The 23,576-nt window shown below is 33.5% G+C and carries 24 protein-coding genes, 1 tRNA gene and 1 other RNA gene; 21 read left to right on the forward strand and 5 right to left on the reverse strand.

Going from position 1 to position 23,576, the window contains the following annotated elements:
• Nucleotides 1-3: 3 nt before the first annotated feature.
• The 15 genes from glmM to AC1RPJ_RS05110 all read left to right on the forward strand — a co-directional run bounded on the left by glmM (nucleotide 4) and on the right by AC1RPJ_RS05110 (nucleotide 14,125).
• Nucleotides 4-1,359 (forward strand): phosphoglucosamine mutase, encoded by a 1,356-nt coding sequence (gene glmM, locus AC1RPJ_RS05040; RefSeq protein WP_409022243.1) that lies wholly within the window; start codon nucleotides 4-6, stop codon nucleotides 1,357-1,359.
• A gap of 215 nt (nucleotides 1,360-1,574) precedes the next feature.
• Entirely contained in the window at nucleotides 1,575-3,392 is a 1,818-nt protein-coding gene (gene glmS, locus AC1RPJ_RS05045) for a glutamine--fructose-6-phosphate transaminase (isomerizing) (RefSeq protein WP_481761427.1), read from the forward strand.
• Between the two features lie 150 nt (nucleotides 3,393-3,542).
• The gene (locus tag AC1RPJ_RS05050; protein ID WP_481761426.1) at nucleotides 3,543-4,253 is read left to right on the forward strand and encodes a glucosamine-6-phosphate deaminase; all 711 of its coding nucleotides are present in this window, start codon (nucleotides 3,543-3,545) and stop codon (nucleotides 4,251-4,253) included.
• 150 nt (nucleotides 4,254-4,403) lie between these two features.
• Entirely contained in the window at nucleotides 4,404-5,468 is a 1,065-nt protein-coding gene (locus AC1RPJ_RS05055; RefSeq protein WP_481761425.1) for an ABC transporter ATP-binding protein, read from the forward strand.
• Between the two features lie 235 nt (nucleotides 5,469-5,703).
• Complete coding sequence (locus AC1RPJ_RS05060) at nucleotides 5,704-6,012, forward strand: hypothetical protein (protein ID WP_409022247.1); 309 nt, start codon at nucleotides 5,704-5,706, stop codon at nucleotides 6,010-6,012.
• 77 nt (nucleotides 6,013-6,089) lie between these two features.
• Nucleotides 6,090-6,161, forward strand: a tRNA-Asn gene (locus tag AC1RPJ_RS05065).
• A 151-nt stretch (nucleotides 6,162-6,312) separates the two neighbouring features.
• Nucleotides 6,313-6,465, forward strand: a complete 153-nt coding sequence (locus AC1RPJ_RS05070) for a hypothetical protein (protein WP_409022248.1) — start codon at nucleotides 6,313-6,315, stop codon at nucleotides 6,463-6,465.
• Between the two features lie 147 nt (nucleotides 6,466-6,612).
• Nucleotides 6,613-7,314 carry a ribonuclease H family protein gene (locus tag AC1RPJ_RS05075; protein ID WP_481761424.1) on the forward strand — a complete coding sequence of 234 codons (702 nt, stop codon included), beginning with the start codon at nucleotides 6,613-6,615 and terminating at the stop codon, nucleotides 7,312-7,314.
• A gap of 178 nt (nucleotides 7,315-7,492) precedes the next feature.
• Complete coding sequence (locus tag AC1RPJ_RS05080) at nucleotides 7,493-7,837, forward strand: ArsR/SmtB family transcription factor (protein WP_409022250.1); 345 nt, start codon at nucleotides 7,493-7,495, stop codon at nucleotides 7,835-7,837.
• Between the two features lie 3 nt (nucleotides 7,838-7,840).
• Nucleotides 7,841-9,520 (forward strand): oleate hydratase, encoded by a 1,680-nt coding sequence (locus AC1RPJ_RS05085; protein ID WP_481761423.1) that lies wholly within the window; start codon nucleotides 7,841-7,843, stop codon nucleotides 9,518-9,520.
• An 89-nt stretch (nucleotides 9,521-9,609) separates the two neighbouring features.
• Entirely contained in the window at nucleotides 9,610-10,761 is a 1,152-nt protein-coding gene (locus AC1RPJ_RS05090) for an aminotransferase class I/II-fold pyridoxal phosphate-dependent enzyme (protein ID WP_481761422.1), read from the forward strand.
• A gap of 56 nt (nucleotides 10,762-10,817) precedes the next feature.
• Nucleotides 10,818-10,991 carry a hypothetical protein gene (locus AC1RPJ_RS05095; RefSeq protein ID WP_409022253.1) on the forward strand — a complete coding sequence of 58 codons (174 nt, stop codon included), beginning with the start codon at nucleotides 10,818-10,820 and terminating at the stop codon, nucleotides 10,989-10,991.
• A 41-nt stretch (nucleotides 10,992-11,032) separates the two neighbouring features.
• Nucleotides 11,033-11,515, forward strand: a complete 483-nt coding sequence (locus AC1RPJ_RS05100; RefSeq protein ID WP_481761421.1) for a universal stress protein — start codon at nucleotides 11,033-11,035, stop codon at nucleotides 11,513-11,515.
• 141 nt (nucleotides 11,516-11,656) lie between these two features.
• Nucleotides 11,657-12,931, forward strand: coding sequence for a cation:dicarboxylate symporter family transporter (locus tag AC1RPJ_RS05105; protein WP_481761420.1), 1,275 nt, complete (start codon nucleotides 11,657-11,659; stop codon nucleotides 12,929-12,931).
• 27 nt (nucleotides 12,932-12,958) lie between these two features.
• On the forward strand, nucleotides 12,959-14,125 hold the full coding sequence (locus AC1RPJ_RS05110) for an MDR family MFS transporter (RefSeq protein WP_481761419.1): 1,167 nt from the start codon (nucleotides 12,959-12,961) through the stop codon (nucleotides 14,123-14,125).
• Between the two features lie 36 nt (nucleotides 14,126-14,161).
• On the opposite strand, the gene AC1RPJ_RS05115 is transcribed toward AC1RPJ_RS05110, so the two are convergent.
• Genes AC1RPJ_RS05115 through trpX form a run of 3 tightly spaced genes read right to left on the reverse strand, consistent with a single transcriptional unit; the run spans nucleotide 14,162 to nucleotide 16,820 of the window.
• Nucleotides 14,162-14,932, reverse strand: a complete 771-nt coding sequence (locus AC1RPJ_RS05115; protein WP_481761418.1) for an ABC transporter ATP-binding protein — start codon at nucleotides 14,930-14,932, stop codon at nucleotides 14,162-14,164.
• Nucleotides 14,929-15,822, reverse strand: a complete 894-nt coding sequence (locus AC1RPJ_RS05120; protein ID WP_481761417.1) for an ABC transporter permease — start codon at nucleotides 15,820-15,822, stop codon at nucleotides 14,929-14,931. The genes AC1RPJ_RS05115 and AC1RPJ_RS05120 overlap by 4 nt, the downstream gene beginning before the upstream one ends.
• Nucleotides 15,819-16,820, reverse strand: coding sequence for a tryptophan ABC transporter substrate-binding protein (gene trpX, locus AC1RPJ_RS05125; RefSeq protein WP_481761416.1), 1,002 nt, complete (start codon nucleotides 16,818-16,820; stop codon nucleotides 15,819-15,821). The genes AC1RPJ_RS05120 and trpX overlap by 4 nt, the downstream gene beginning before the upstream one ends.
• Nucleotides 16,821-17,260: 440 nt before the next feature.
• Between trpX and AC1RPJ_RS05130 the strand changes: the two genes are divergently transcribed.
• From AC1RPJ_RS05130 to AC1RPJ_RS05145, 4 genes are all read left to right on the forward strand, one after another.
• Nucleotides 17,261-18,643, forward strand: coding sequence for a L,D-transpeptidase family protein (locus AC1RPJ_RS05130; RefSeq protein WP_481761415.1), 1,383 nt, complete (start codon nucleotides 17,261-17,263; stop codon nucleotides 18,641-18,643).
• 123 nt (nucleotides 18,644-18,766) lie between these two features.
• A complete protein-coding gene (locus AC1RPJ_RS05135; protein ID WP_409022261.1) occupies nucleotides 18,767-19,045 on the forward strand; it encodes a hypothetical protein in 279 nt (92 codons plus the stop codon).
• A gap of 33 nt (nucleotides 19,046-19,078) precedes the next feature.
• Nucleotides 19,079-19,885 (forward strand): Cof-type HAD-IIB family hydrolase, encoded by an 807-nt coding sequence (locus AC1RPJ_RS05140; RefSeq protein WP_481761414.1) that lies wholly within the window; start codon nucleotides 19,079-19,081, stop codon nucleotides 19,883-19,885.
• A gap of 101 nt (nucleotides 19,886-19,986) precedes the next feature.
• Nucleotides 19,987-20,793 carry a Cof-type HAD-IIB family hydrolase gene (locus AC1RPJ_RS05145; protein ID WP_409022263.1) on the forward strand — a complete coding sequence of 269 codons (807 nt, stop codon included), beginning with the start codon at nucleotides 19,987-19,989 and terminating at the stop codon, nucleotides 20,791-20,793.
• 97 nt (nucleotides 20,794-20,890) lie between these two features.
• On the opposite strand, the gene AC1RPJ_RS05150 is transcribed toward AC1RPJ_RS05145, so the two are convergent.
• Nucleotides 20,891-21,520 (reverse strand): NAD(P)-dependent oxidoreductase, encoded by a 630-nt coding sequence (locus tag AC1RPJ_RS05150; protein WP_481761413.1) that lies wholly within the window; start codon nucleotides 21,518-21,520, stop codon nucleotides 20,891-20,893.
• 124 nt (nucleotides 21,521-21,644) lie between these two features.
• Between AC1RPJ_RS05150 and ssrA the strand changes: the two genes are divergently transcribed.
• Nucleotides 21,645-22,015: a transfer-messenger RNA gene (gene ssrA / locus AC1RPJ_RS05155) on the forward strand.
• 332 nt (nucleotides 22,016-22,347) lie between these two features.
• Here ssrA and AC1RPJ_RS05160 read toward each other — a convergent pair.
• Nucleotides 22,348-22,644 carry a bacteriocin immunity protein gene (locus tag AC1RPJ_RS05160; protein WP_481761412.1) on the reverse strand — a complete coding sequence of 99 codons (297 nt, stop codon included), beginning with the start codon at nucleotides 22,642-22,644 and terminating at the stop codon, nucleotides 22,348-22,350.
• Between the two features lie 249 nt (nucleotides 22,645-22,893).
• Here AC1RPJ_RS05160 and AC1RPJ_RS05165 point away from each other — a divergent pair, with 249 nt between their 5' ends.
• The gene (locus AC1RPJ_RS05165; RefSeq protein ID WP_409022266.1) at nucleotides 22,894-23,472 is read left to right on the forward strand and encodes a TMEM175 family protein; all 579 of its coding nucleotides are present in this window, start codon (nucleotides 22,894-22,896) and stop codon (nucleotides 23,470-23,472) included.
• Nucleotides 23,473-23,576 lie beyond the last annotated feature (104 nt).

Raw genomic sequence — 23,576 nt, forward strand, 5'->3', positions numbered from 1 at the left:
ATAATGAAATATTTTGGTACAGATGGTGTTAGAGGAATTGCAAATAAAGAACTAAGTCCTGAGTTAGCATTTAGATTGGGACGTTTAGGTGGGTATGTTCTATCAGAGCATGCACAACTTGAAAATAACGATAGACCACAAGTGCTTGTTGCGCGTGATACACGAATCTCTGGTCAAATGCTTGAACAAGCTTTGATTTCAGGGTTATTATCAGTTGGGATTGAAGTACTCTCATTAGGCGTTATTTCAACACCTGGTGTAGCGTACCTTGTACGTGCCCAAAATGCAGTTGCTGGAATTATGATTTCAGCTTCACATAATCCCGTTCAAGATAACGGCATTAAATTTTTTGGTGCGGATGGTTATAAACTATCTGATGAACAAGAAGAAGAAATTGAAGTTTTATTAGAAAAAGATTCTGATGATTTGCCAAGACCAGAAGGTGAAGGCCTTGGAGTATTAGCAGATTATCCAGAAGGTGTACTGAAATATACACAATTTTTGGAACAAACAATTCCTGATGATTTAGAAGGAATTCATGTTGGAATTGATTCAGCTAATGGCGCAACAAGTGGACTTGTTTCACGTTTGTTTGCTGATTTAAATGCTGAATTTGAAACAATGGCAACTTCGCCTGATGGATTAAATATTAATGATGGCGTTGGTTCAACACATCCAGAAGGATTAGCTAAATTTGTAGTTGAAAATAAGCTTGAAGCCGGGATTGCTTTTGATGGCGATGGTGATAGATGTATTGCTGTTGATGAATTAGGTAATATTATTGATGGCGATAAAATTATGTACATTTGTGGATTATACATGAATGAACGTGGTCGCTTGAAAAAAGAAACAGTTGTGACAACTGTTATGAGTAATATTGGACTATACAAAGCACTTGAAGCAGCTGATTTAACATCAGTTAAAACACAAGTTGGTGATCGTTATGTTGTTGAAAAAATGCGTGCTGACGGTTACAACATTGGTGGCGAACAATCTGGACATATTGTATTCTTAGATTACAATACAACTGGTGATGGGATGCTAACTGCTATTCAATTGCTAAATGTTATGAAGAAAACAGGCAAGAAGTTATCTGAATTAGCTGCAGCTGTTCAGACTTATCCACAAGAACTTGTGAATGTTAGAGTGACAGATAAGCAAGCTGCATTAGATAATCAAAAAATTAAAGATAGTATTGCAGAAGTTGAAGCAGAAATGGCCGGCGATGGCCGAGTTCTTGTGAGACCTAGTGGAACTGAAAATTTATTACGTGTTATGGCCGAAGCACCAACAGAAAAAGAAGTTAAAGCTTATGTTGATCGAATTGTGCAAACAGTTCAAACTGAAATGGGCGTTTAGAAATTAAGCGAAAGAGTCATTTGAATGAAAATTCAAATGACTCTTTTTTTATTTTAAAGTTGATTTAAAATATAGACCAATATATTAATTCTTGACAAAAAAATATCAGAAAGGTATATTAATAGATATTGATAAGGGTTACTTGTTTTTTAAACATCTATACCAATTTTAAAATAATAATAAAAAATACATTTAAAAAAAGGATGACATAAACTATGTGTGGAATTGTTGGCGTAACAGGAAAAACGAATACTGTTGAAATTTTAATTAATGGTTTGGAAAAATTAGAATACCGTGGTTATGATTCAGCCGGTATTTTTGTTGATAACAAAACGGGTGAAGATTACCTTGTTAAAGAGGCTGGACGTATTTCGAATTTGAAGTCGGCCATTGATGATAAGGTTCATGGAACTGCTGGAATTGGACATACGCGTTGGGCAACACATGGCGTACCAAGTAAATTTAATGCCCATCCTCATGTTTCTGAAGATGGCCGCTTTTACCTTGTACATAATGGCGTTATCACTAATTTTTCTGAGTTAAAAGAACAATATTTAAAAGACGTAAATTTTGTTAGTGAAACAGATACTGAGGTTGTTGTTCAATTAATTGGATATTTTGCAAATAAAGAAAATTTAACTGCTAAACAAGCATTCAAAAAAGTTTTATCATTACTTGAAGGTTCTTCATATGCTTTCTTGATGATGGATCGTGAAGAACCAGAAACATTGTTTGTGGCTAAGAATAAGAGTCCTTTATTAATTGGTGTTGGGGATGGCTTTAATGTTGTCTGCAGTGATGCCATGGCAATGTTGAAAGAAACACATGACTTCATTGAACTCATGGATGGTGAAATGGTTATTGTTAAACCTGACTCTATTGAAATTGAAAATAAAGCTGGTGAAGCCGTATCACGTGATTCATATCATGTTGAAATGGATGATAGCGATTCAGAAAAAGGCGCATATCCATTCTACATGCTAAAAGAAATCGATGAACAACCAGCTGTTATGCGACGTTTATTGAGTGAGTATGTTGAAAATGAAGAAACTGTTAAAATTGATGATAGTATTTTAAACGCAATGAAAGCTGCTGATCGCATCTATATTGTTGCTGCAGGGACAAGTTACCATGCCGGATTAGTTGGAAAAGAATTATTTGAAGGTTTAGCTAATGTACCAACAGAAGTACATGTTGCTTCAGAATTTGGTTATCATATGCCATTACTTTCAGAAAAACCATTCTTTATTTTCTTATCACAAAGTGGTGAAACAGCTGATAGCCGTCAGGTTCTTGTAAAAGTTAACGAAATGATGTACCCAAGTTTAACAATTACAAATTCAGCAAATTCTACACTTTCTCGTGAGGCAACATATACGTTATTATTACATGCTGGTCCTGAAATAGCAGTTGCCTCAACTAAGGCATATACAGCTCAAATTGCCGTTGAAGCACTTTTAGCAAAAGCGTTAGGAACAGTTACAAAACAAACAAAAGCTCTTAATTTTGATGTTTATCATGAATTAACAATGGTTGCAAATGCTATGCAAGCTATGGTTGATGATAAAGACTCAATTAATGACTTAGCGAAAGAATTCTTAAGTGAAACGCGTAACGCTTTCTATATTGGTCGTGGTATTGATTACGATGTTTCAATTGAAGCTGCACTTAAATTAAAAGAAGTCTCTTATGTTCAAACGGAAGGTTTTGCATCTGGTGAATTAAAACATGGAACTATTGCCTTGATTGAAGAAGGCACACCAGTTGTAGCTATTATTACTGATAAACCGACTGCAAGTCATACACGAGGCAATGTTCAAGAAGTCTTGGCTCGTGGAGCAAATACAATTATCATCTCAACAGAGACATTAGCAAACGAGGGTGATCAAATTGTATTACCAGATGTTTCTGACTTATTAACACCGTTAGTAAGTATTGTGCCTGCACAATTATTGGCTTACTATACAAGCCTAAACCGTGGCTATGATGTTGATAAACCTCGTAATTTAGCTAAGAGTGTTACTGTCGAATAAGATAGATTGAAGAAATGATATTACCTGTTTAAGGGTAGTATCATTTTTTTGTTTATTATTTGGTATAGACCTATTGCTTTTTTTAAAATGATATTGTATTATTGGACTATACCAATTAGAGGAATAAATAATTGAAAAGAGGACAATCAAATGAAATTAATTATTGTTAAAGACCAAAACGAGGGTGGCCAAAAAGGCTACGAAATTTTTAAAGCTGCTAAAGAAGCAAATGCTAAAGTCTTTGGACTTGCTACAGGAAGCACACCATTAACAACCTATGCCGCAATTACAGCCAGTGACTTAGATTTTACGGATTCAACATCAGTTAACTTAGATGAATATGTTGGTTTAGGTGAAAAAGATTCACAAAGTTACCGTTACTTTATGAATGAAAATTTATTTAGTAAAAAACCATTTAAGACATCTTACTTACCTAATGGTCTTGAAAGTGATTCAGAAAAAGAAACAAAACGTTATGACAAAATTATTGAAGATAATCCAATTGATTTACAAATTTTGGGTATTGGTAAAAATGGTCATATTGGATTCAATGAACCTGGAACAGCTGAAGATAGCTTGACACATAAAGTTCATTTAACGGAGTCAACGATCAAATCAAATGCACGTTTCTTTGATAACGAAAATGATGTTCCTGAATATGCTTATTCAATGGGTATTGGATCAATCATGAAGTCGCACAAGATTTTACTTGAAGCTTTTGGTGAAAGTAAGGCAGAAGCTATTAAGGGAATGATTGAAGGCCCTATAACAGAAGACCTACCTGCAAGTTTCTTACAAAATCATGATGATGTAGTTGTCATTGTTGATGAAGCAGCTGCAAGTTTATTAAAAAATAAATAAAATTATCATCCATATGTAGAACTAATTCATTTAAAGCGTTAAAATAAATGGATTGGTTCTATTTGTGTTTTGTGCTTGCTTGACGGCTGATAGTAAGTCTAGTAACATGATGACAATTGTAAGAAAATACGTTTTTAGGAAGTTGAAAAAATGGTCGATTATAAAATTAGAGTAAAAAATGTCACAAAAGAATATGACTTATTTAAAACAAAATCTGAACATATCAAATCATTCTTTTCTTTTAAAAGTACGACGGTACCTCATTTTTGGTCTCTTAAAGGAATCTCGATGGATGTTATGAGTGGAGAAACACTTGGTTTAATTGGCGTTAACGGCTCAGGTAAATCAACGTTATCCAATATTATTTCGGGGATTATTCCACAAACAACCGGTATTGTAGATGTTCGCGGAGAAACTTCTATTATTGCTATCGGCGCTGGATTGAGAGGCCAACTAACCGGATTAGAAAATATTCGATTAAAAGGTTTAATGCAGGGTCTAACTAACCAACAAATTGATGATATTTTAGATGAAATTATTAATTTTGCTGATTTAGGTGATTTTGTTTATCAACCCGTTAAAAGCTATTCTAGTGGGATGAAATCTCGTTTAGGCTTTGCTATTGCCGTGCATATTGATCCTGATATTTTGATTATTGATGAGGCATTGTCAGTTGGCGATGATACTTTTTATCAAAAATGTGTTGATAAAATTAACGAATTTAAAGAACAAGGAAAAACAATTATTTTTGTTAGTCATTCATTAAAACAAATTGAAATGCTATGCGATCGTGTCGCATGGATCCAATATGGTGATTTAAAACAAGTTGGTCCTACTAAAGAAGTTGTCACTAAATATAAAGCTTATATTGATTGGTTTAAAAAATTATCAAAAAAAGAAAAAACAGCGTACCAAAAGAAACAAAAAGAGGCTCAAAAAGCGTTTAGTATCGATGACTATCTTATTAACCAAGTAGACAAAGAAAGTGCTGATGAAGCAAATTTAGGCGTTTCAAAGCAAGTTATTACCGAAAAGGTAAAAAAGGATTTCTATGGCTCTGTTTTAAATGAAAAAATGTCTAAACCAAGTAAGGTGCTAACAGCTGTGATTTTAGTCGCTGTGGTATTCTTTAGTTTAGTAAATATATCAGGGCATTCAATAAGTCATATTATTGAGAACCCAACAAGTATTGTTCATCCAGATAATACGAAATAATAGGAAAGTGTTGGCGTAGATCATTCGACAGCACTTTTTTAATACAAACTATTGACAACGCTTACATTTGATGTTATCTTAAGTTTGTAAGGTATATGAATTACCTTTATCAATTCTCTTTCTCTCTTATGCTAGCCACTATTGCGATGTAGTGGCTTTTTTTGTGCTTGTTGTACTTATTGTCAAATGTGTTTATACTTAATTAAGAGAATAGATGTAGAAAGTTGGGTTCAATATGAAAAGTCATGAAGTTTTATCATTAATTGAAGAAATTACTAGAAAAGATGGTTCTAAATATTTTGAATTATCGAACATGGTACAAAATGGGAGAGCAGAACTTGCAGTTCAAAGAGATTTATTGAAAGAAGTCCGTATTCTACAGTTAAATATTCCCAGATCATCACACGTTATTAATTATGAAAAATATATTAATCAAAATTTTGAAATGCCACTAGAAGCATTTACTGAATATCAAGAGTGGCATAAAACAGAAGAAGCTCAAAATGATTTGAATGCGATATTAAAAGACAATCATATTGAGTAAATATTACCAAAAATATCTTTACAAAATAGGTTAACCTATGGTATAAAATAGTATAGACAGAAATGAATTATAAAGATTGCTCAGTAGTTCAGCGGTAGAACGCTTGACTGTTAATCAAGATGTCGTAGGTTCGATCCCTACCTGAGCAGTATTCATAGAGGATGATCGACTTACTGCCGGTTATCTTTTTTTATTTATGAACTTAATTTTTTGAGTCCATTATAAGAAATTAATGATTAACTTGAATTATTTCTGAATACAGTTTAAAATTAAGAGATTGTAAGAAAGGGGGATTGCGAAATGTCATCAAACAACCATACAGGTGTCGGTAACGATCGTCGTCCAGTTAATACTCCAAACAAAAAGAACCGTCGTCGTAAACAACAAGAACTTGCTACTTTCTTAAAAGAAAGCAAAGCTAACGACGCAGCAGTTGCAGCAAAAAAAGCATAATTTAGTTAAATAAATGATGGCCACCGTTGATTAGAACGGTGGTTTTTTTGCATACTTTAGAATGAGTATTTTTTATTTAAATATATTTTTAGTGCCTTTTAGCTTACAATAAAAGAATCAATAAACTGACTAATGGAGTGATTTAAATTGGCTAAGAATTTTTATGCAGTATATAAAGGACGTAAAACGGGTATTTTCACAAAATGGCCTGATGTGGCAAAGTTGGTTAATGGATACGATGGGGCACGATACAAAGGATTTGAAACGCGAGATGAAGCCCAAAATTGGATGGATGATGGGGCACCTAGACCAACAGCGACAGGTAGTAAAAAAAGTGCGACAGCAGTTCATCAATCCGTAACTTTAACTTCAGATTCAATTCAAGTCTGGACTGATGGTGGTTCGAGAAATCATGGTAATAAATTAGGCGGTCACGTCCTAGCAGAAGATACTGCGGCATGGGCTTTTTATATTAAAACACCGGGTGAGACCTTTTCTGGTACAGATGGTGAAAAAGGTAAAACTAATAATCATATGGAAATTATGGCATTTCTTCAAGCTATGAAAAAATTAATTGATTTAGGATTACGAGAAGAACACGTCGTATTTATATTAGATTCGAAGTATGTCTTGAATGCAATTCAAAAAAATTGGTTAGTAGGTTGGCAACGTCGAAATTGGAAAAAAGCGGATGGTCAAACAGTACTTAATGTCGAACTTTGGCAACAAGTTGCTGAATTAATACCAGCTTTCACTAATGTTGATTTTGAATGGACAAAGGGTCATGCAGATAATGAAGGTAATAATAAAGTTGATGAATTATTAAATGAAACAATGGATAAAATGTAAGATAGGTGAAGTGGATTTCTACTAATGTAGAGAGCCACTTTTTTTATTTAAATGAATTCAAATTAAGATGAATAAAAAAGATTAGGCAGTAAATTAAAACGTTTACTGAAAGCGGTTGCTAAAATTCTAACGTGGTGTTATTATATTCATGAAGATAGATATAGGGGGATGATTGACAATGGAAGCTGAAGAATTAGAACCAGGGCAATCCGAAGCGCTACAGGAATTTATTTCCAATCTAGATATTTTGAACGCTTTGGCAGATGAAAAAAGACAACGATTAATTATTTTGCTAGGTTCTAAGTCACGGCAAGAGTTAACGGTTTCTGAGCTGGTTGACCGCATGGCGTTATCACAACCGGCAGTTTCACATCATTTGAAAGTTTTAAAAAATGTGGGACTTATTGATTATAAACAAACAGGATTAAAACGTTTTTACTTTTTAACACCTGAAAAAACATTAAACCGTTTGGAACATTTAATTAAAATGATTCGTGAAGGCGAAAAATCGAAGGAGGAATAGATTATGACTCAAAAAGCATATATGATTGGTACAGGTGTTGGTAACTTAGCAGCAGGTATCTATTTAATTCGTGATGGTGGCTGGCATGGTGACCAAATTACGATGTTTGGTTTAGAAAAACATGGTGCTAATGATGGCGCTGCAGTTAAAGATTATGTGACTGAATATGGTAACCAAGGTTTGAGTAATCAAAAAGGATTCCTAGCTAAAGGTGGTCGTATGTTGAATGAAGAAACATATGAAAACTTATGGGATGTTCTTCGAGAAGTGCCATCATTGGATAATCCTGGAAAGACAGTTACAGATGAAATTTTAGATTTTGATCATGCACATCCAACGCATGATATTGCACGCTTAATTGATAAAATGGATGGTATTAGAAATAAAGGCGGTAAGAATGATTATCGTCATATGCAATTTAATACACGAGATCGCGTTTTACTAACAAAATTAATGACGATGCCTGAATCAAAGGAATCAGAGATTAATGATATCAGTATTGAAAAATGGTTTGAAAATAGTCCACACATGTTTACAACTAATTTCTGGTATATGTGGCAAACAACTTTTGCCTTCAAAAAGGAAAGTTCAGCAATGGAATTACGTCGTTATATGAACCGAATGATTCTTGAATTCAGTCGTATTAACACATTGGAAGGTGTTACAAGAACACCATATAACCAATATGAAAGTATTATTTTACCAATGCGTAAATATCTTACAGACCGTGGTGTAACCTTTGTGGATAACCGTAAGATAACTGAATTTAAATTTAAAGATACAGCTTTACGTGACGATATTGTTGTCACTGGTCTTGAATATGAAGAAGTCGATAATGATAATAAAGTCGGCGAAATCATTATTAATGATGGCGATTTAGTATTTGATACGAATGGTTCAATTACAGATAGTTCATCAATGGGCGATATTGATACACCGATTGTGGAAAATATGGACTATGCACCTAGTGCTAAATTATGGAAACAAGCTACTGAACATTTCTATAACTTAGGTAAACCAGATAAATTCTTTAATGATCGTCAACAAAGTGAATGGATGAGTTTTACAGTCACAACTGATAATCATTTAGCAGTAAATGAAATTGCACGGATTACACAACAAGAACCTGGTAATGCATTGAATACCTGGGTTGATAGTAATAATTTATTATCAATCGTGGTTCATCATCAACCTCATTTCCATGCTCAAAAAGAAAATGAGACTGTATTCTGGGGTTACTGTTTATATCCTCGTCGCAAGGGTGATTTTGTTCAAAAACCATTTATCGAGATGACTGGTCGCGAAATGTTAGAAGAATTATTAGGCCATTTGGCTCAAACAGATACAGCTACGAATAATATTAGCCAACGTACAGATGAAATTATGGATAGTGTTGTTAATGTTATACCTGTTTATATGCCATATGCGAGTGCCTTATTTAACCGTCGCGCAATTGGTGATCGTCCTGACGTTGTACCTGAACATTCAAAGAATTTGGCCTTTATTAGTCAATTTGCAGAAATGCCATTTGATATGGTCTTTACAGAACAGTATTCGTTCCGTTGTGCACAAATTGCTGTGTATAAGTTCTTAGGAATTTCAGATACGCAATTAACACCATTACATCATTATGAAAAAATGCCAAAAGTTTTGGCAAAAGCAACGAAAACAATGTTTAGATAAGTTGAAATAACGATTTATAAGAATTTTTATAAATCGTTATTTTTTTGATGTATAATTAAGATTCATTCTAATTCGGAGAAGGTGTCTTAATGATCAAAATAAATACAGTAGCTGATCAGATACAATTATCAGGTATTCGTCGATTTGATGAATGGGTCTCCAAAATAGACGGTATCGATAAGTTAACGTTAGGTGAACCTAATTTCATCACACCTCAACATATTATGGACGCTACAAAAACAGCGCTTGATAACGGACAAACACATTATGAAGCCTCAGCTGGTAATCCAGAATTACGACAGGCAACTGCTGATTATTATAATGAAAAGTTTGAATTGGCTTATGACGCAAAGAATGTTTTAGTGACCGTTGGGGCAACTGAGGCAATTGCTACAGCATTAAAGACGGTAACAACACCAGGAGATTACATTTTAGTACCAGTTCCTTGTTATCCAGCTTACTTGCCATTAATGCAGTTACAAGGCGTTAAACCTATTTTTATGGATACACGTACGACGAACTTTAGGGTAACGGCAGAGCTTATTGAAAAGACATTGCAGGAAAATAAGAATAAAGCTATCGTTGGATTTATATTTAATTATCCAACTAACCCTACCGGTGTTTCTTATGGTAAAATTGAGTTATCTTCTATTAAAGATGTTTTGAAAAAACATGACATTTGGGTGATGAGCGATGAAATTTACTGCGAGTTAACCTATGAACAACCGCATATTTCCATGGCTAATTTGTATCCTGAAGGGACAATTTTAATAATGGGATTGTCTAAATCACATGCAATGACCGGTTGGCGGATTGGGTTTGTATTAGCTGAAGAACGATTAATTAATGCTATGAAAAAGGTCCACCAATATCACGTAACGACCGCGGCAACTTTATCACAAGTAGCTGCACTTGAAGCTGTTAAAAATGGGAAGCAAGATAGTGTACCAATGAGAGATGCTTATCATATTCGTCGTGATAGATTGGTAACAGCCTTAGAAAAATTAGGTTATAATTTAATTAAACCAGATGGCGCCTTTTATTTATTCGTTGAAATACCTAAAAAACTAAAATTAACGTCAGTTGAATTTTGTCAGCAACTTGCTCTGAAAGAAAAGGTAGCTGTTGTTCCAGGTAGTGCATTCACAGAATTTGGTGAGGGCTACTTTAGAATAAGTTTTGCTGCAAGTGATGAACAGTTAGCAAAACTCATCATCGCCTTGGAAAATAGTAAGCATTAAATTCAATTTATTAATCTAATTATGGTACGTTTGTATGAGTAAAAGGAGTGATTAAAATGGATGGAAATGTTGACTGGACAATTGCTGAGCTTAAAAAAATTGAAACAGAAGAAAACCAATTATTGATTGAAGCTACAATTGCGCTATTAAAAGATCAGTCAGTTGAAATTGAGAGCTTGCATGGCTCAATGGAAGGGCAGCTTTGGAGCCCAAGTAACTGGCGTAAGTAAAATCATCAATAATGGCAACAAAACAAGTGAGGAGTGACGATATGAATAATAGATTAGAAAAGTTGGACTTTGACATAACACCGGTAACTTTTAAACGCGTTTTAGTTGCCATAGATGAGGATGATTCTGAATCATCAATTTTAGCTTTTAATTATGCGGTAGCGTTAGCTAAGTTACAACAAATTCCTTTAGGGATTGTTTCAATATTAGAGACAGGTGATATGAATATTTTTGATTCTATGTCACCAGTTGTTATCAAAGAAAATAAAAAATTACTTGAAGAAAGTATCGAACGCTATGTAGATAAGGCGCATGATTTTGGCGTTAAAAATGTACAAGCAATTGTTTCTGCTGGTAGACCAGGTTCTGAAATTGTTGAGAAGGTTATTCCAGATTTTAAACCGGATATTCTAATTTGCGGTTCAAAAACGAATACGCCAAGTAATTCAAAGAAATTATTTATTGGCTCTCAAGCTAGTTATATGGCTCAAAATGCACAATGTTCCGTTAGTGTCATCAGATAATATTTTAAAAATATGAATGTTAAAAGAGCGAAAAACTCATTTTACAGTTTTTTGCTCTTTTTTAATAAAAAAATAACATAATTGTTCGTATATATGATAAGATTAACCATAGTAAATTAAAATATAGTGAGGATGGTTAAATTGAAATATTATAAAGCGTACCGAATTAGTCTTGGGTGGCAAATTTTAATTGGATTAATTTTAGGAATTATTATTGGTGCTATTGGGTATCAAAATAAACTCATTATTAACTCACTTCAACCGCTGGGAACCATCTTTATTAATATGATCAAAATGATTGTCTTACCGATTGTTGTTTCATGTCTAGTGGTCGGAATCGCCAATATGGGAGATATCCACAAATTAGGTAGAATCGGTGGAAAAACATTAATTTACTTTGAAATTATGACAACAATTGCGATTGCATTAGGATTAATTGTTGGTAACTTAACTAAACCCGGACAATTTATAGATATTACAGCTTTAAATAAAGTCGATATTAGTCAATATGTTACAACTGAAAACTCAACCTCTACTGGGTTGAGTACGATTTTAATGCATATTGTGCCAACTAATATTTTTGAGGCACTTGTTAAAGGTGATATGCTGCCTATTATCTTCTTTTCCGTTTTATTTGGACTCGGGACAGCAACGCTAGGTGAGAAGGGAAAACCGATTATTGATTTCTTCTCAGCTGTATCTGAAGTTATGTTCAAAGTGACAAACTGGGTAATGAAATTGGCACCTATCGGTGTTTTTGCATTAATTGGTGTCACAATAGCACAATTAGGCGTTTCTGCTTTAAAACCATTAGGGTTCTTTATTATTGTGACCTATATAACGATGATATTTTTTGTTATTGTAGTAATGGGTCTTGTTGCTAAATTATTTAAAATTAATTTAATCGTCTTGTTAAAGGTAATCAAGGATGAAATGATTCTTGCTTTTTCAACGGCTAGTTCTGAAGCAGCACTGCCTAAAATTATGGAAAAAATGGAAAATTTTGGTGTTAAAAAGGGAATTGTTTCTTTTGTTGTTCCAACAGGATATACATTTAATCTAGATGGATCAGCAATTTATCAGTCAATAGCTGCTCTGTTTTTGGCACAGGCATACCATATTAATTTATCAATTGGACAACAAGTTACATTATTGATTGTGTTAATGATTACGTCTAAAGGGATGGCTGGAGTACCTGGTGCATCATTTGTCGTCCTATTAGCGACAATCTCAACTATTGGTGTTCCTGCTTCGGGGTTGGCTTTTATCGCTGGAGTTGATAGAATCATAGATATGGGTCGTACAACCGTCAATGTTGTTGGTAATTCATTAGCAGCTGTTATTATCGCACAATCAGAAAATGAATTTGATCGTGAAAAGAATCAAAAGTATTTAGAAAAATTGAACATTAAGTAACCTTAAAAAGGGGGCTTTCGGAAAAAAATGACGAAAGAAATTAAATTAAAATGGTTGTTAATAGGTTCAGTGATTAGTAGCGCAGGTTCAAGTTTCGTCTGGCCGTTAACAACAATTTACATGCATAACTATTTAGGTAAAAGTTTAACATTTTCTGGAATTGTACTATTAATAAACTCAGTTGCGACTATTATTGGTAATTATGCTGGTGGTTATTTATTTGATAAATGGCGGCCTTATTATGCGACATTGGTAGGAATCGTAATTGCATGGTTGGCCGTATTAGGCTTAGTTTTCATGCATGGCTGGCCAGCATACCCAATTTTGCTAGTTATTTTGGGTCTTGGTAACGGGATTGTGGCAACAATTTTAAATTCATTTGCGGCCACAATTAGAAGAAAAGATAGTCGATATGTTTTTAATCTCTTTTATTTAGCTTTAAATTTAGGGATTGTTATTGGGACATTATTAGTTGGATACGTGATTGAAGTTAGTGTCACAATGGTCTTTGTATCAGCATTAATTTTATATTCAATATTTTTGATTACTGCTATTTTAGCGTATAGAGTTGATCCAATACGAAAAAAAGTGAAACCAACAAAATCAGAACAATCAGCTGGTGTTAATCCCAAAGTTTGGATTATCGGCGCAATGTGGTTAACATTCCTGGTTATTTGGTTGAGTTACGAGCAATGGCAAAGTAATTTATCAATTTATATGGATAAGTTAGATATTCCATTGAGTCAATATAGTTTATTATGGACGATTAATGCAGGACTCATTGTTTTTGGACAACCACTAGTGACGCTTGTAACGAGAACAATTGCTAAGTCATTATTTAGACAAATTATTATGGGTGTTGGCTTATTTGCGTTATCATTTACAACACTTATTTTTGCGAAAGACTTTTCTCATTTTGTCTTTTCAATGGTCTTGTTGACGTTAGGTGAAATGGTCGCATTCCCAGCCATTCCGGCATGGATTAATGAACTGGCCGAGCCAGGTCAAGAAGGTAAGGCACAAGGAACGATTAATATTGCCGCATCTATTGGTAAAGCGTTAGGACCATTAGTTGGTGGAATCGTAATTGAACGATTGTCATACAACGGTTTGTTCGTTGGTTCGACATTATTAATCTTACTTGCCTTGGCAGTTGTTGTTATTGCAACTAAGAAAGCGAATATAAAATCGTAAAAAAATACCACAACTTTTATAAGGTTGTGGTATTTTTTATTCTAAATCATTAAAATAGGCTAATAAATCAGTCGTAGATAGGTTGGCACGTTTTTCACCTGATAAATCAGATTGAATCTGACCATCATTTAAGACAATTGTTCGATTACCATATGATAATGCGTCCTCTAAGTGATGCGTAATCATTAGACAAGATAATTGTTCTTGTTCAACAATTTCGGCGGTTAATTTTAATAATTCTTGGCTTGTTTTGGGGTCGAGGGCGGCCGTATGTTCATCTAGTAGCAGTAAGTCAGGTTGAATCAAAGTTGCCATTAAAAAACTTAATGTTTGACGTTGACCACCAGACAAGTTTCCAGCAGGTGTATTTAAATGTTCTGATAAACCATTTGGCATCTTTGCGGTTAATTCACGAAATTGCGTCATTTTTTGTTTTAAATGACGAGGTTTAAACCGACGGCGACTGCCTCGATTTAAGGCTAATAATAGATTTTCAGCGACTGTCATTCTAGGTGCTGTGCCCATTTTAGGATCTTGAAAAACACGACTAATATAATTTGTCCGTTTAATATCATTTTCATTCGTAATATTTTTATTGCGTAACATAATTTTGCCACTCGTTGGTTTAATATTACCAGCAATTGTATTGAAAAGGGTCGATTTACCAGCGCCATTAGTACCAATTACAGTTATAAAATCGCCTTTATTGATGGTGAGGTTTAAATTTTTTAAGATTTGTTGCTCCTCAGAAGTACCGGTATTAACGGTAGTGACGATATTGGAAAGTGAAAAAATGGGTTCAGTCATTTTGAATGGCCTCCTTCAAACAAAGTATTTAGTCTTAGCGCTTTTCGGAGAGTTGGTAACATTAAACAGAATGCTAAAATAATAGCAGAAATTAATTTTAAATCGTTTGCGTTAAAGCCTAATGTTAATACAATTAAAATAACAAATCGGTAGAAAATACTACCAATGACAACGGCAACCAAACGTGCTGTTAATGATAAGTTACCAAAAACAACTTCACCGATAATAATTGCAGCAAGCCCAATGACAATCGTTCCGATACCCATACTGATATCAGCATAGCCATTATTTTGCGCGATTAGCCCACCGGCAAGTCCGATGAAGCCATTTGAAACCATTAGTCCTAAAATCTTCATACGATCGGTTTGGATACCAAGTGAGCGGGCCATTTTTTCATTATCACCGGTTGCGATGAACGCTTGGCCTAATTCGGTATTTAAAAAGAAAGCGAGTAAGCCAATACTAATGATAACCAGAATGAGCCCTAATACAACGGAATCAAAAGATGCAGGAAGATTAGTTAGAAAGTGAGCAGAAAAAATTGTATTTTGTCCAAGTAAACTGATATTTGCTTTTGTTAAAATTCGTAGGTTAATTGAATATAAACTTGTCATGACAAGGATTCCAGCTAATAAAATCGGAATTTTACCTTTTGTATAAAGTAACCCGGTGGCTAGACCAGCTAGTGTCCCTGCTAGAAATGCAAAGAATGTGGCCAGAAGCGGGTTAACTCCGTGGATTAGACAAATCACAGTTACGCTGGCGCCCATTGGAAAAGTACCTTCGACAGTCATATCAGGAAAGTCTAAAATTCTAAATGAAAGATAAAGACCAAGACCTAAAACCCCCCATAGGAGTCCTTGTCCGATAGCAGATACAATAATTGTCATTTGATTAACTCTCCTTTATTTTTGGCTTGATCAATTAATGCTTGTGGAATTGTAATATTTAAGGCCTTTGCTGTTTTCAAATTAATAACAAGATCACCTTTTTTTACAAAATTAATTGGTGTTGTTGCAGGGACACTTTTTCCAGAAAGAACGGCAGCAGCCATTTTACCAGTGGCTACACCTAAATCATATTGGTTAATACTAATAGTTGCCAAGCCGCCATTTTTGACCATTGTATCTACTGCAGGGAAAATTGGAATTTTAGCTTGTGTCGCATTTTTAACGAGAGTCTGCATACTTGATGCTACTGTGTTATCCGTGGGGACATAAACGGCATCAACAGATGCTACGAGCGATTGTGACACTTGGTCAACATCATTTGTAGAGGTAATTGTTGCCGATTTAACTTCTAAGCCTGATTTGATTGCTGCAGATTTAAATTGTTGATACTGTTTTGTAGCTGAATCGTCACTTGATGTGTAAAGGACACCCACGGTTTTCATATTAGGTATTAGTTCCTTCATTAAAGCTAACTGTGCTTTAATAGGTGCTTGATCAGAAACACCGGTGATATTATTACCTGGTTTCTGATTGTTGCTAACTAAACCAGAACCTTTTGGATCAGTAACGGCACCTAAAATAATTGGTGTTTTTTTAGTTACATTAGCTAAAGATTGTGCAGAGGGTGTTGCGATACCAATCATGAGATTAACATTTTCATTATTAAACTTGTCACTCATTGATTTTAAATTACTTTGATCAGCTTCAGCATTTTGGAAATCAATATTCACAGACTTACCAGGTACGTAACCTTCTTTTTCTAATCCAGCAATAATTCCTTTATGAATCGCATCCAGTGCAGGATGTGTTGTTAATTGAAGAATACCAATTGTTGGTACTCCTTTAGCGTTTGAAAATGTTGTTGGTTGAAGTGTTGAGAAAAAAGCAATCACTAAGAATAAAAATAACGCAATAATGGTTCCAATTAATCGTTTCATTTTATAAGTACCCCTTTAATTTTTAATAAAAAAAGACAGTCCTCAGATTCGAGGGCCGTCTTGAAAGACAAAACCCCCGCATGAATATACTGATATCCATACAGGGGTTTTGATTTATAGAAACCAAACCGATATACAGATACAATCTGAATAGACAGATTATATCTGTAAAAAACAGACTACAATCTGAATAACCGGCTTTGCCAACGATTATTAAGTTTTACTTGTGAATAAGTCATAGGCTTGATTTCCTCTCTGAGTTAGTTGATAAATGTAGTATAGATAAATCTGATATTATTGTCAAATATTATTTAAAAGATTTTAAAAGTTATAAAGAGTATAATTTAGAAAACAACAAAATTGATTCGACATTCATAGTGCGGTATGATATTTTTATTGGGAATAGCGCACTATGAATTCATAATATGAGGTGAAAAACTATGAAAAAATCGTTAAAGATTGGTATTAGTATCGGAAGTATTTTAGTTTTGGGAATTCTTGGTGGAGCAAGTTTCAATCAAAGTATGCATTTTAATAAAGGCATCACAATTAATGATACAGATGTCAGTGGATTAAGTGTTGATAAAGTTATTAGTAAGTTAAAAAATGAAACGTCAAAAAATGTTATTTATGTAGGTAAAACAAAAATAGTCGATGCAAAAGATACAACAACTGGTTTTACTGATGAAGATAAGCCAGCGATTAAAGCATTGTTGAAGAAGCAACGTACCATTCTTCCTTCAAATGTTAAGAAAAATTATGCGATTGTTCCACAAAAGTTGAATACAACAGTTAAGGATCAATTAAAAGCACAATTAAAAACCCAACTAACAAAGTTAAATAAAACAAGAACAGTGGCTGTTGATGCAAGTCCCATTTTAAAAAATGGAAAAGTATCAGTAACACCTGGGAAAAAAGGGAATCAATATAATGTTAAGCAAATTTTAGCTGCCTATGATAAGGCTGGCTATAGTAGCATTACGAAGTTGAAGGATACTGAACTCCAACCTTTATCTGCTGACAGTAAAACAGTTAAAGCTGATACTGAAAAATTGGATACACTAGCTGCTAGACAGACTGTTTATACCGTTCAATCAACGAAGTATACGTTGAAGGGTGCAGATATTCTTAAGCAAGCAACTGTTGAAGATGGTAAATATGTTGTTGATACGAGTGGTATTTCTGCAAAAGTAGATGAAATTAATAAGAAACAAGCAACATTGAATAAAAAGTATAATTTTAAAACGGCTACAGGAAGTACTGTTCCAGTTAGTGGACAATCATATGGTTGGGCCCTTGGAATGAATGACTCAGTGACACATGTTTTGACAGCGTTAGAAGATGGTACTGCAGCTATTGACGCAACCAATGATAAATATGGTGTTGGCTATAATACTTATGGAACTGGTTACACAACGACTGCAAATGATGGACTTGGAGATACGTATGCTGAAGTGTCAATTGCGCAGCAGAAAGTTTGGATCCATAAAAATGGCAAGGTTGTTTTAACAACTGATGTTGCAACTGGTAAACATAGTACTGGTGAAGATACAACTAAGGGTGTTTGGTATATTATGTACAAACAAACGCCATCAATACTTAAAGGTAGTGAAGTTGGTAAAGCTAATTATTCTGTCAAAGTTAGTTACTGGGCTCAATTCACAAATAGTGGAATTGGTTTCCATGACGCTAGTTGGAGAACAAATTGGTCTAAAACAGCTTATCTTAAAGATGGTTCTGGTGGTTGTGTTAATACAAAACCAGCCGCAATGGCAACTTTATTTGCGAACGTTTCACAAAACGAACCTGTTGTTGTTTATTAATTTAAGGCTTAATCAGTTCTTAAACTGGTTAAGCTTTTTTTAATGATTTATTATTAATAACTTCATAGATAAGTCATAAAGCCAAGGTAGTATGAACCTATACCAGAAAGGAAGTTTAACAAAATGAAAATAGATAAAAACAAAGATAATAAATTAATAAGTGATAATATCGTTTCTGCACAAGTCATTGCGTTGAACAATCATATTATTACTGTAAAAACTGAAAATTCAGAAATTATAAAAATTAAACAACCAAATAGTACAAAAAATGACAAGATATTTCTAGAGACAATGAAAGATATTTTACGGTCGGGATTGTGGATTCCTGTGAATCGAGTCATGCAAATTATAATGCGTTATGACTGGTTTGATACGCCATTTGAAGAATATAGTTATGTATAGAAATCATGTATAATAACGTTAGAGGTGGCAGGGATGACGATTAAATTAATTGCAGTAGATTTAGATGGTACATTTTTAAGGGATGATAAATCATACGATAAAGAAAGATTTTCGCATCAATTTGAAAGGATGCAACAACAGGGAATACATTTTGTGGTAGCAAGTGGGAATCCAACCTTAGCCATTGAACAATATTTTAAAGAAATTAAAGATAAAATTGGTTACGTTGCTGAAAATGGAGCAGTCATTCAAGATGCAAAAGAGTTATTGAAAGAATACATTTTTGAAAATAGTCTCTATCAAGAAACGATTCAGTATTTGAAGGAAACATTCACTGAAATAGGACTATTAGCGGTTAATAATCAAGGAGGTTTCTATGATAAACGGGAATCTGATACATTTATTCAAGATGTAAATGATTATTATCCGAAAGTAACCGGAGTCGATAATTTGGTATCACTTAATCAAGGAATTTCTATGCTGACGGGTCATTTTCCCGTGTCGTTATATGAAAGAATATCATTACAATTAAATACTGAAATGAATAATAAACTTCAAGCAAAAGCGTCTGGATTTGGTTATATTGATATTAATTTAGTGAACGCGACAAAGAAAAACGGCATAAATTTACTACAAAATCGTTGGCAAATCTTGGATGAAGAAGTTGCGACATTTGGGGATAATGATAATGATCAAGAAATGTTGGCGTTCACGCCGAATAGTTTTTCTATGGCTAGCGGATCAAAGTTAGCTAAAAAAACAGCAAAACACATCATTGGGTTGAATCAAAATGATAGTGTTTTGGATAGCATTGATGATATTTTAAATCATAAATTGTAAAGAAACGTTCTTTTCCAAGGGGCGTTTCTTTTTAGTTCTTTGTATCCGTTTACTTATGCAGTATAATAGAGTTATTAAAGCATAATCGGAGGAATGTAATTTTGACAGTCAAGATAATTGCAGTGGATTTAGATGGTACATTTTTAAGAGATAATAAAACGTTTGATGAAGTTAGATTTAGTCACCAATTAGTTGAACTAAAAAATAAAGGGATTCATTTCGTGGTAGCAAGTGGAAATCAAGTTATGAAAATTAAAGATATTTTTAAACGTATCTCTGGTGAAATAGGTTACGTTTCAGATAACGGTGCGGTTATTTATGATGGCAACACCCATATCAGATCATTTAATATTGATCCAGCCGTATTTGAAAAAACAGTTTTATATATCCAAAAGGTATCGCCAAATTATGGAATCTTAGCATCAACAGATGAGAGTGGGTATATTGATGCAAGTGAGTCTGATAACTTTGTAGAAATGGCTAATACGTACTATCCAGACATTATTAAGGTCCCTAATTTAAGTAAGGTTGAAAAAACTATTTCTAAAGTTACGATTAATGGCCCCATTGACGAATATAAAACATTTGCGGTTAAATTAAAAGAAAATGTTGATGAATCATTAGTTGCAAAAGTTTCTGGTTTTGGATTTATTGATATCAATGTTAAAGAGGCAACAAAACAAAATGGGTTAAATGCTTTGCAAGAATTATGGGATGTAAAAGATGATGAAGTAGTAACCGTTGGAGATAATGATAATGATGCTGAGATGTTGGCATACACACCATTAAGTTTTGCAATGGAAAAGTCTTCAAATATGGCAGCTAAAATGGCAAATCATCGTATCGGTTCAAATCAAGATGATAGCGTCTTAGATTTAATTGATGACGTTTTAGCAGGTAAATATTAAAATATAATTTAGATAATGACGTAAAAATAAGTGATGATTATCACTTATTTTTTTACAAAAAAAACCACTTTCTTGTGAAAGTGGCAGATAATTAAATTTATTTAGAAACAACGCTAAAACGTTCTTGATGATGTGAATTAGATTCAATTTCATCAACCAATGCGATAGAGAAGTCGGCATAGCTAATTTCACTATTACCTTGTGAATTCATTGTTAAAACGTCACCGGCAATTTGATAGTGGCCTGTTTTTTCGCCACTAGGATTGAAAAATGCAGCTGGTGAAATATAGACCCAATCTACATTTGAAACGGTACGGAGTGTGACTAAAGCATCACGCATATTTTTGGCTGTTGCTTTAGCACCTTCAGGGAAGTCAGGTGTATCACCAAGTAACAGTGTTTTTTCAGAATCAACGAAAAGACTACTTGCGCCACCAACAATAACGAGCTTAACCTTAGTATCAGCTAAGATATCCGTTAAATGTTTTAATGATGTTTGATGAAGATTTTCTTGACCAAATGGAGCGTTAAAAGCATCTACAATAACATCAAATAATTCTAAATCAGCAGTTGTTAACTTGAAAAGATCTTTTTCTATAAAAGGAACATCTTCTGTTAATTTGCTTTTATTTCTAATAATAGCAGTAACATCTAAATGACGAGAAACTGCCTCTTTTAATGTAGATTGTCCTTGTTTACCAGTTGCACCAATAATTCCAATTTTCATTTTATAACTCCCTTTCTAAGTAACTGTCTTCACAATAGTTGAATGACATTTTTTTGTCAAAGAATAAGTCGTCAGGTTACATCTTTATTTTAACTGATAAATATGGTATGTTTATAGTTGTTATGGGGATGTTCAGGATTCGACAGGTATAGGTTGAGCTTGGATTGCGTTTCGAAGTTTGCGTCTTCGTTAAAACGCTCAGTTAAATTATAACTGCAAAAAATAATAGTAATACTTACGCTTTAGCTGCTTAATAGCGCTCTAACGTAGATCCTCCTAGTATCGTCCATGTGCTAGATCTGGGTCCTAAATTAAGTGGACTTACGTTAACTTCTTCCACCTGGAGAAGTTAAAAGAGACTAATCAGGTTAGTCAGACGTGTTAGCCCTGTTATACGGCGCTACGGTTGGCGAATTTTAAATAGTATAACTATGAACGTAGATGTTTGAGTGGCAATATGCTTGGACGCGGGTTCGACTCCCGCCATCTCCATTTTACAGTTTGAATAAGGTTGAAAAGCCTTATAAAATATCACTTTTGCATTTTAAAAGTTTGAATAAGATTGAATGAGTTTGAATGCAAATTAAGGTGTTTTTAAGGTGATTTTTGACAATCCTATTCAACATAACAGATGAAAAGATGACTTGATTCGACGAGTTATCTTTTTTATTTTGCCATAAAATTAGAGGTCTATTATGAAAAAATAAATTAATTTGTTAGAAATTACGGACACAAAAAATGACCATTTACAAAGGATTATTTTTGTAAGTAGTCGTTTTTTACGAACTTTATATTAAAATAAAGGTATAAACCAAGAAAGAATATAGTTAGTAACCATATCTAATATTGGAGATAGAGGTTAACTCTTTTAATTTTTTAGATTGATTGTCAGATAAAGGTTGTTCATCATTCCTGATGGCTTTAGAAAGATCTAAGTTCATGCGACTTAAAATGAATGGAACAGAAGAACGTTTTTGTTTTAGTTCTTCGAGATAAGCTTGTAACGTAATTTTAAGTGTATTATTACCATTATTTGTACTTAAATCAGTTAATAAATCGGTAATAATTTGTTCGGCCTGTTTTCCACGATCATCTCCGCCGGAAAACCATTTTAATTTATTCATAGACTAGAACTCCTTAATTTATTTGTATTAACTAATAATATATTAAAATATATAAATTAAAGAGAAATAGTTAACATAATAAATGATAAATATGGTCCCAGTTGATCATTAAAATATAAATTAACCTACCAGTTTATGCCTGCCATATTTGTTGGAAGTATATTTTATCTTTAAAAAGTGGAATTATTTTTAGTTGATTTAATGACTAATCTTTGTAATACTAAATTTATAAAAATTTAGGGGGTTCGTATGTCAAAAGGTAGAGTTGAAGCGTTCACAGATGCTGTAGTTGCTATTATTATGACAATCATGGTTTTAGAGTTAAAAGCACCAGAGGGAGACACATTTTCAGATTTAATACCGCTTCAAAGTACTTTTTTAGCTTACGTATTAAGTTTCTTTTTAATTGGTGTCACCTGGAATAATCATCATCACATGTTTCAATTGGCGGATAAAATCAATGGGCGGGTGTTGATTGTTAATACTGGATTTATGTTTGTAATGTCATTCATGCCATTTGCAACAAGCTGGGTTGGTGAACATTATAATAAATTTGCGCCTGCCTTTTTATATGGCCTTGTCTTTCTATTATTTAATATTATGTATGTAGTATTAACTAATGAATTACTTCGAGCAAATGGGCCTGAATCAAATTTAGCAAAAGCAATTAAAAATGACAATAAAACATGGGTGTCGTTATCTTTTTCACTTATTGGATTGATGTCAGTATTTATTAAACCAGAGTTGGTGTTAATTTTTTGTCTGATTGTACCATCAATTTGGTTTATACCTAATCGATTAATTGAAAATTTCTATAAAGACAAATGAAAAAAAGTTCCAACAAGAAATTTCTTGTGTAATAATCCCTTTATGGTTGTCAGATGAAATAATATAATTTCATCCGATAATCATGGAGGGATTTTTGTATGTCC

The sequence above is a fragment of the Dellaglioa sp. CoH-57-MRSF-17 genome, from assembly GCF_056782015.1.

Coding starts and splice junctions, on each gene's coding strand:
- AC1RPJ_RS05160 (WP_481761412.1), bottom strand. CDS start 22,644: ATGAATAAATTAAAATGGTTTTCCGGCGGAGATGATCGTGGAAAACAG.
- AC1RPJ_RS05060 (WP_409022247.1), top strand. CDS start 5,704: ATGAAAAGTCATGAAGTTTTATCATTAATTGAAGAAATTACTAGAAAA.
- AC1RPJ_RS05095 (WP_409022253.1), top strand. CDS start 10,818: ATGGATGGAAATGTTGACTGGACAATTGCTGAGCTTAAAAAAATTGAA.
- AC1RPJ_RS05090 (WP_481761422.1), top strand. CDS start 9,610: ATGATCAAAATAAATACAGTAGCTGATCAGATACAATTATCAGGTATT.
- AC1RPJ_RS05050 (WP_481761426.1), top strand. CDS start 3,543: ATGAAATTAATTATTGTTAAAGACCAAAACGAGGGTGGCCAAAAAGGC.
- AC1RPJ_RS05055 (WP_481761425.1), top strand. CDS start 4,404: ATGGTCGATTATAAAATTAGAGTAAAAAATGTCACAAAAGAATATGAC.
- AC1RPJ_RS05120 (WP_481761417.1), bottom strand. CDS start 15,822: ATGACAATTATTGTATCTGCTATCGGACAAGGACTCCTATGGGGGGTT.
- AC1RPJ_RS05110 (WP_481761419.1), top strand. CDS start 12,959: ATGACGAAAGAAATTAAATTAAAATGGTTGTTAATAGGTTCAGTGATT.
- AC1RPJ_RS05100 (WP_481761421.1), top strand. CDS start 11,033: ATGAATAATAGATTAGAAAAGTTGGACTTTGACATAACACCGGTAACT.
- AC1RPJ_RS05165 (WP_409022266.1), top strand. CDS start 22,894: ATGTCAAAAGGTAGAGTTGAAGCGTTCACAGATGCTGTAGTTGCTATT.
- glmS (WP_481761427.1), top strand. CDS start 1,575: ATGTGTGGAATTGTTGGCGTAACAGGAAAAACGAATACTGTTGAAATT.
- trpX (WP_481761416.1), bottom strand. CDS start 16,820: ATGAAACGATTAATTGGAACCATTATTGCGTTATTTTTATTCTTAGTG.
- AC1RPJ_RS05085 (WP_481761423.1), top strand. CDS start 7,841: ATGACTCAAAAAGCATATATGATTGGTACAGGTGTTGGTAACTTAGCA.
- AC1RPJ_RS05080 (WP_409022250.1), top strand. CDS start 7,493: ATGGAAGCTGAAGAATTAGAACCAGGGCAATCCGAAGCGCTACAGGAA.
- AC1RPJ_RS05140 (WP_481761414.1), top strand. CDS start 19,079: ATGACGATTAAATTAATTGCAGTAGATTTAGATGGTACATTTTTAAGG.
- AC1RPJ_RS05070 (WP_409022248.1), top strand. CDS start 6,313: ATGTCATCAAACAACCATACAGGTGTCGGTAACGATCGTCGTCCAGTT.
- AC1RPJ_RS05115 (WP_481761418.1), bottom strand. CDS start 14,932: ATGACTGAACCCATTTTTTCACTTTCCAATATCGTCACTACCGTTAAT.
- AC1RPJ_RS05135 (WP_409022261.1), top strand. CDS start 18,767: ATGAAAATAGATAAAAACAAAGATAATAAATTAATAAGTGATAATATC.
- AC1RPJ_RS05130 (WP_481761415.1), top strand. CDS start 17,261: ATGAAAAAATCGTTAAAGATTGGTATTAGTATCGGAAGTATTTTAGTT.
- AC1RPJ_RS05150 (WP_481761413.1), bottom strand. CDS start 21,520: ATGAAAATTGGAATTATTGGTGCAACTGGTAAACAAGGACAATCTACA.
- glmM (WP_409022243.1), top strand. CDS start 4: ATGAAATATTTTGGTACAGATGGTGTTAGAGGAATTGCAAATAAAGAA.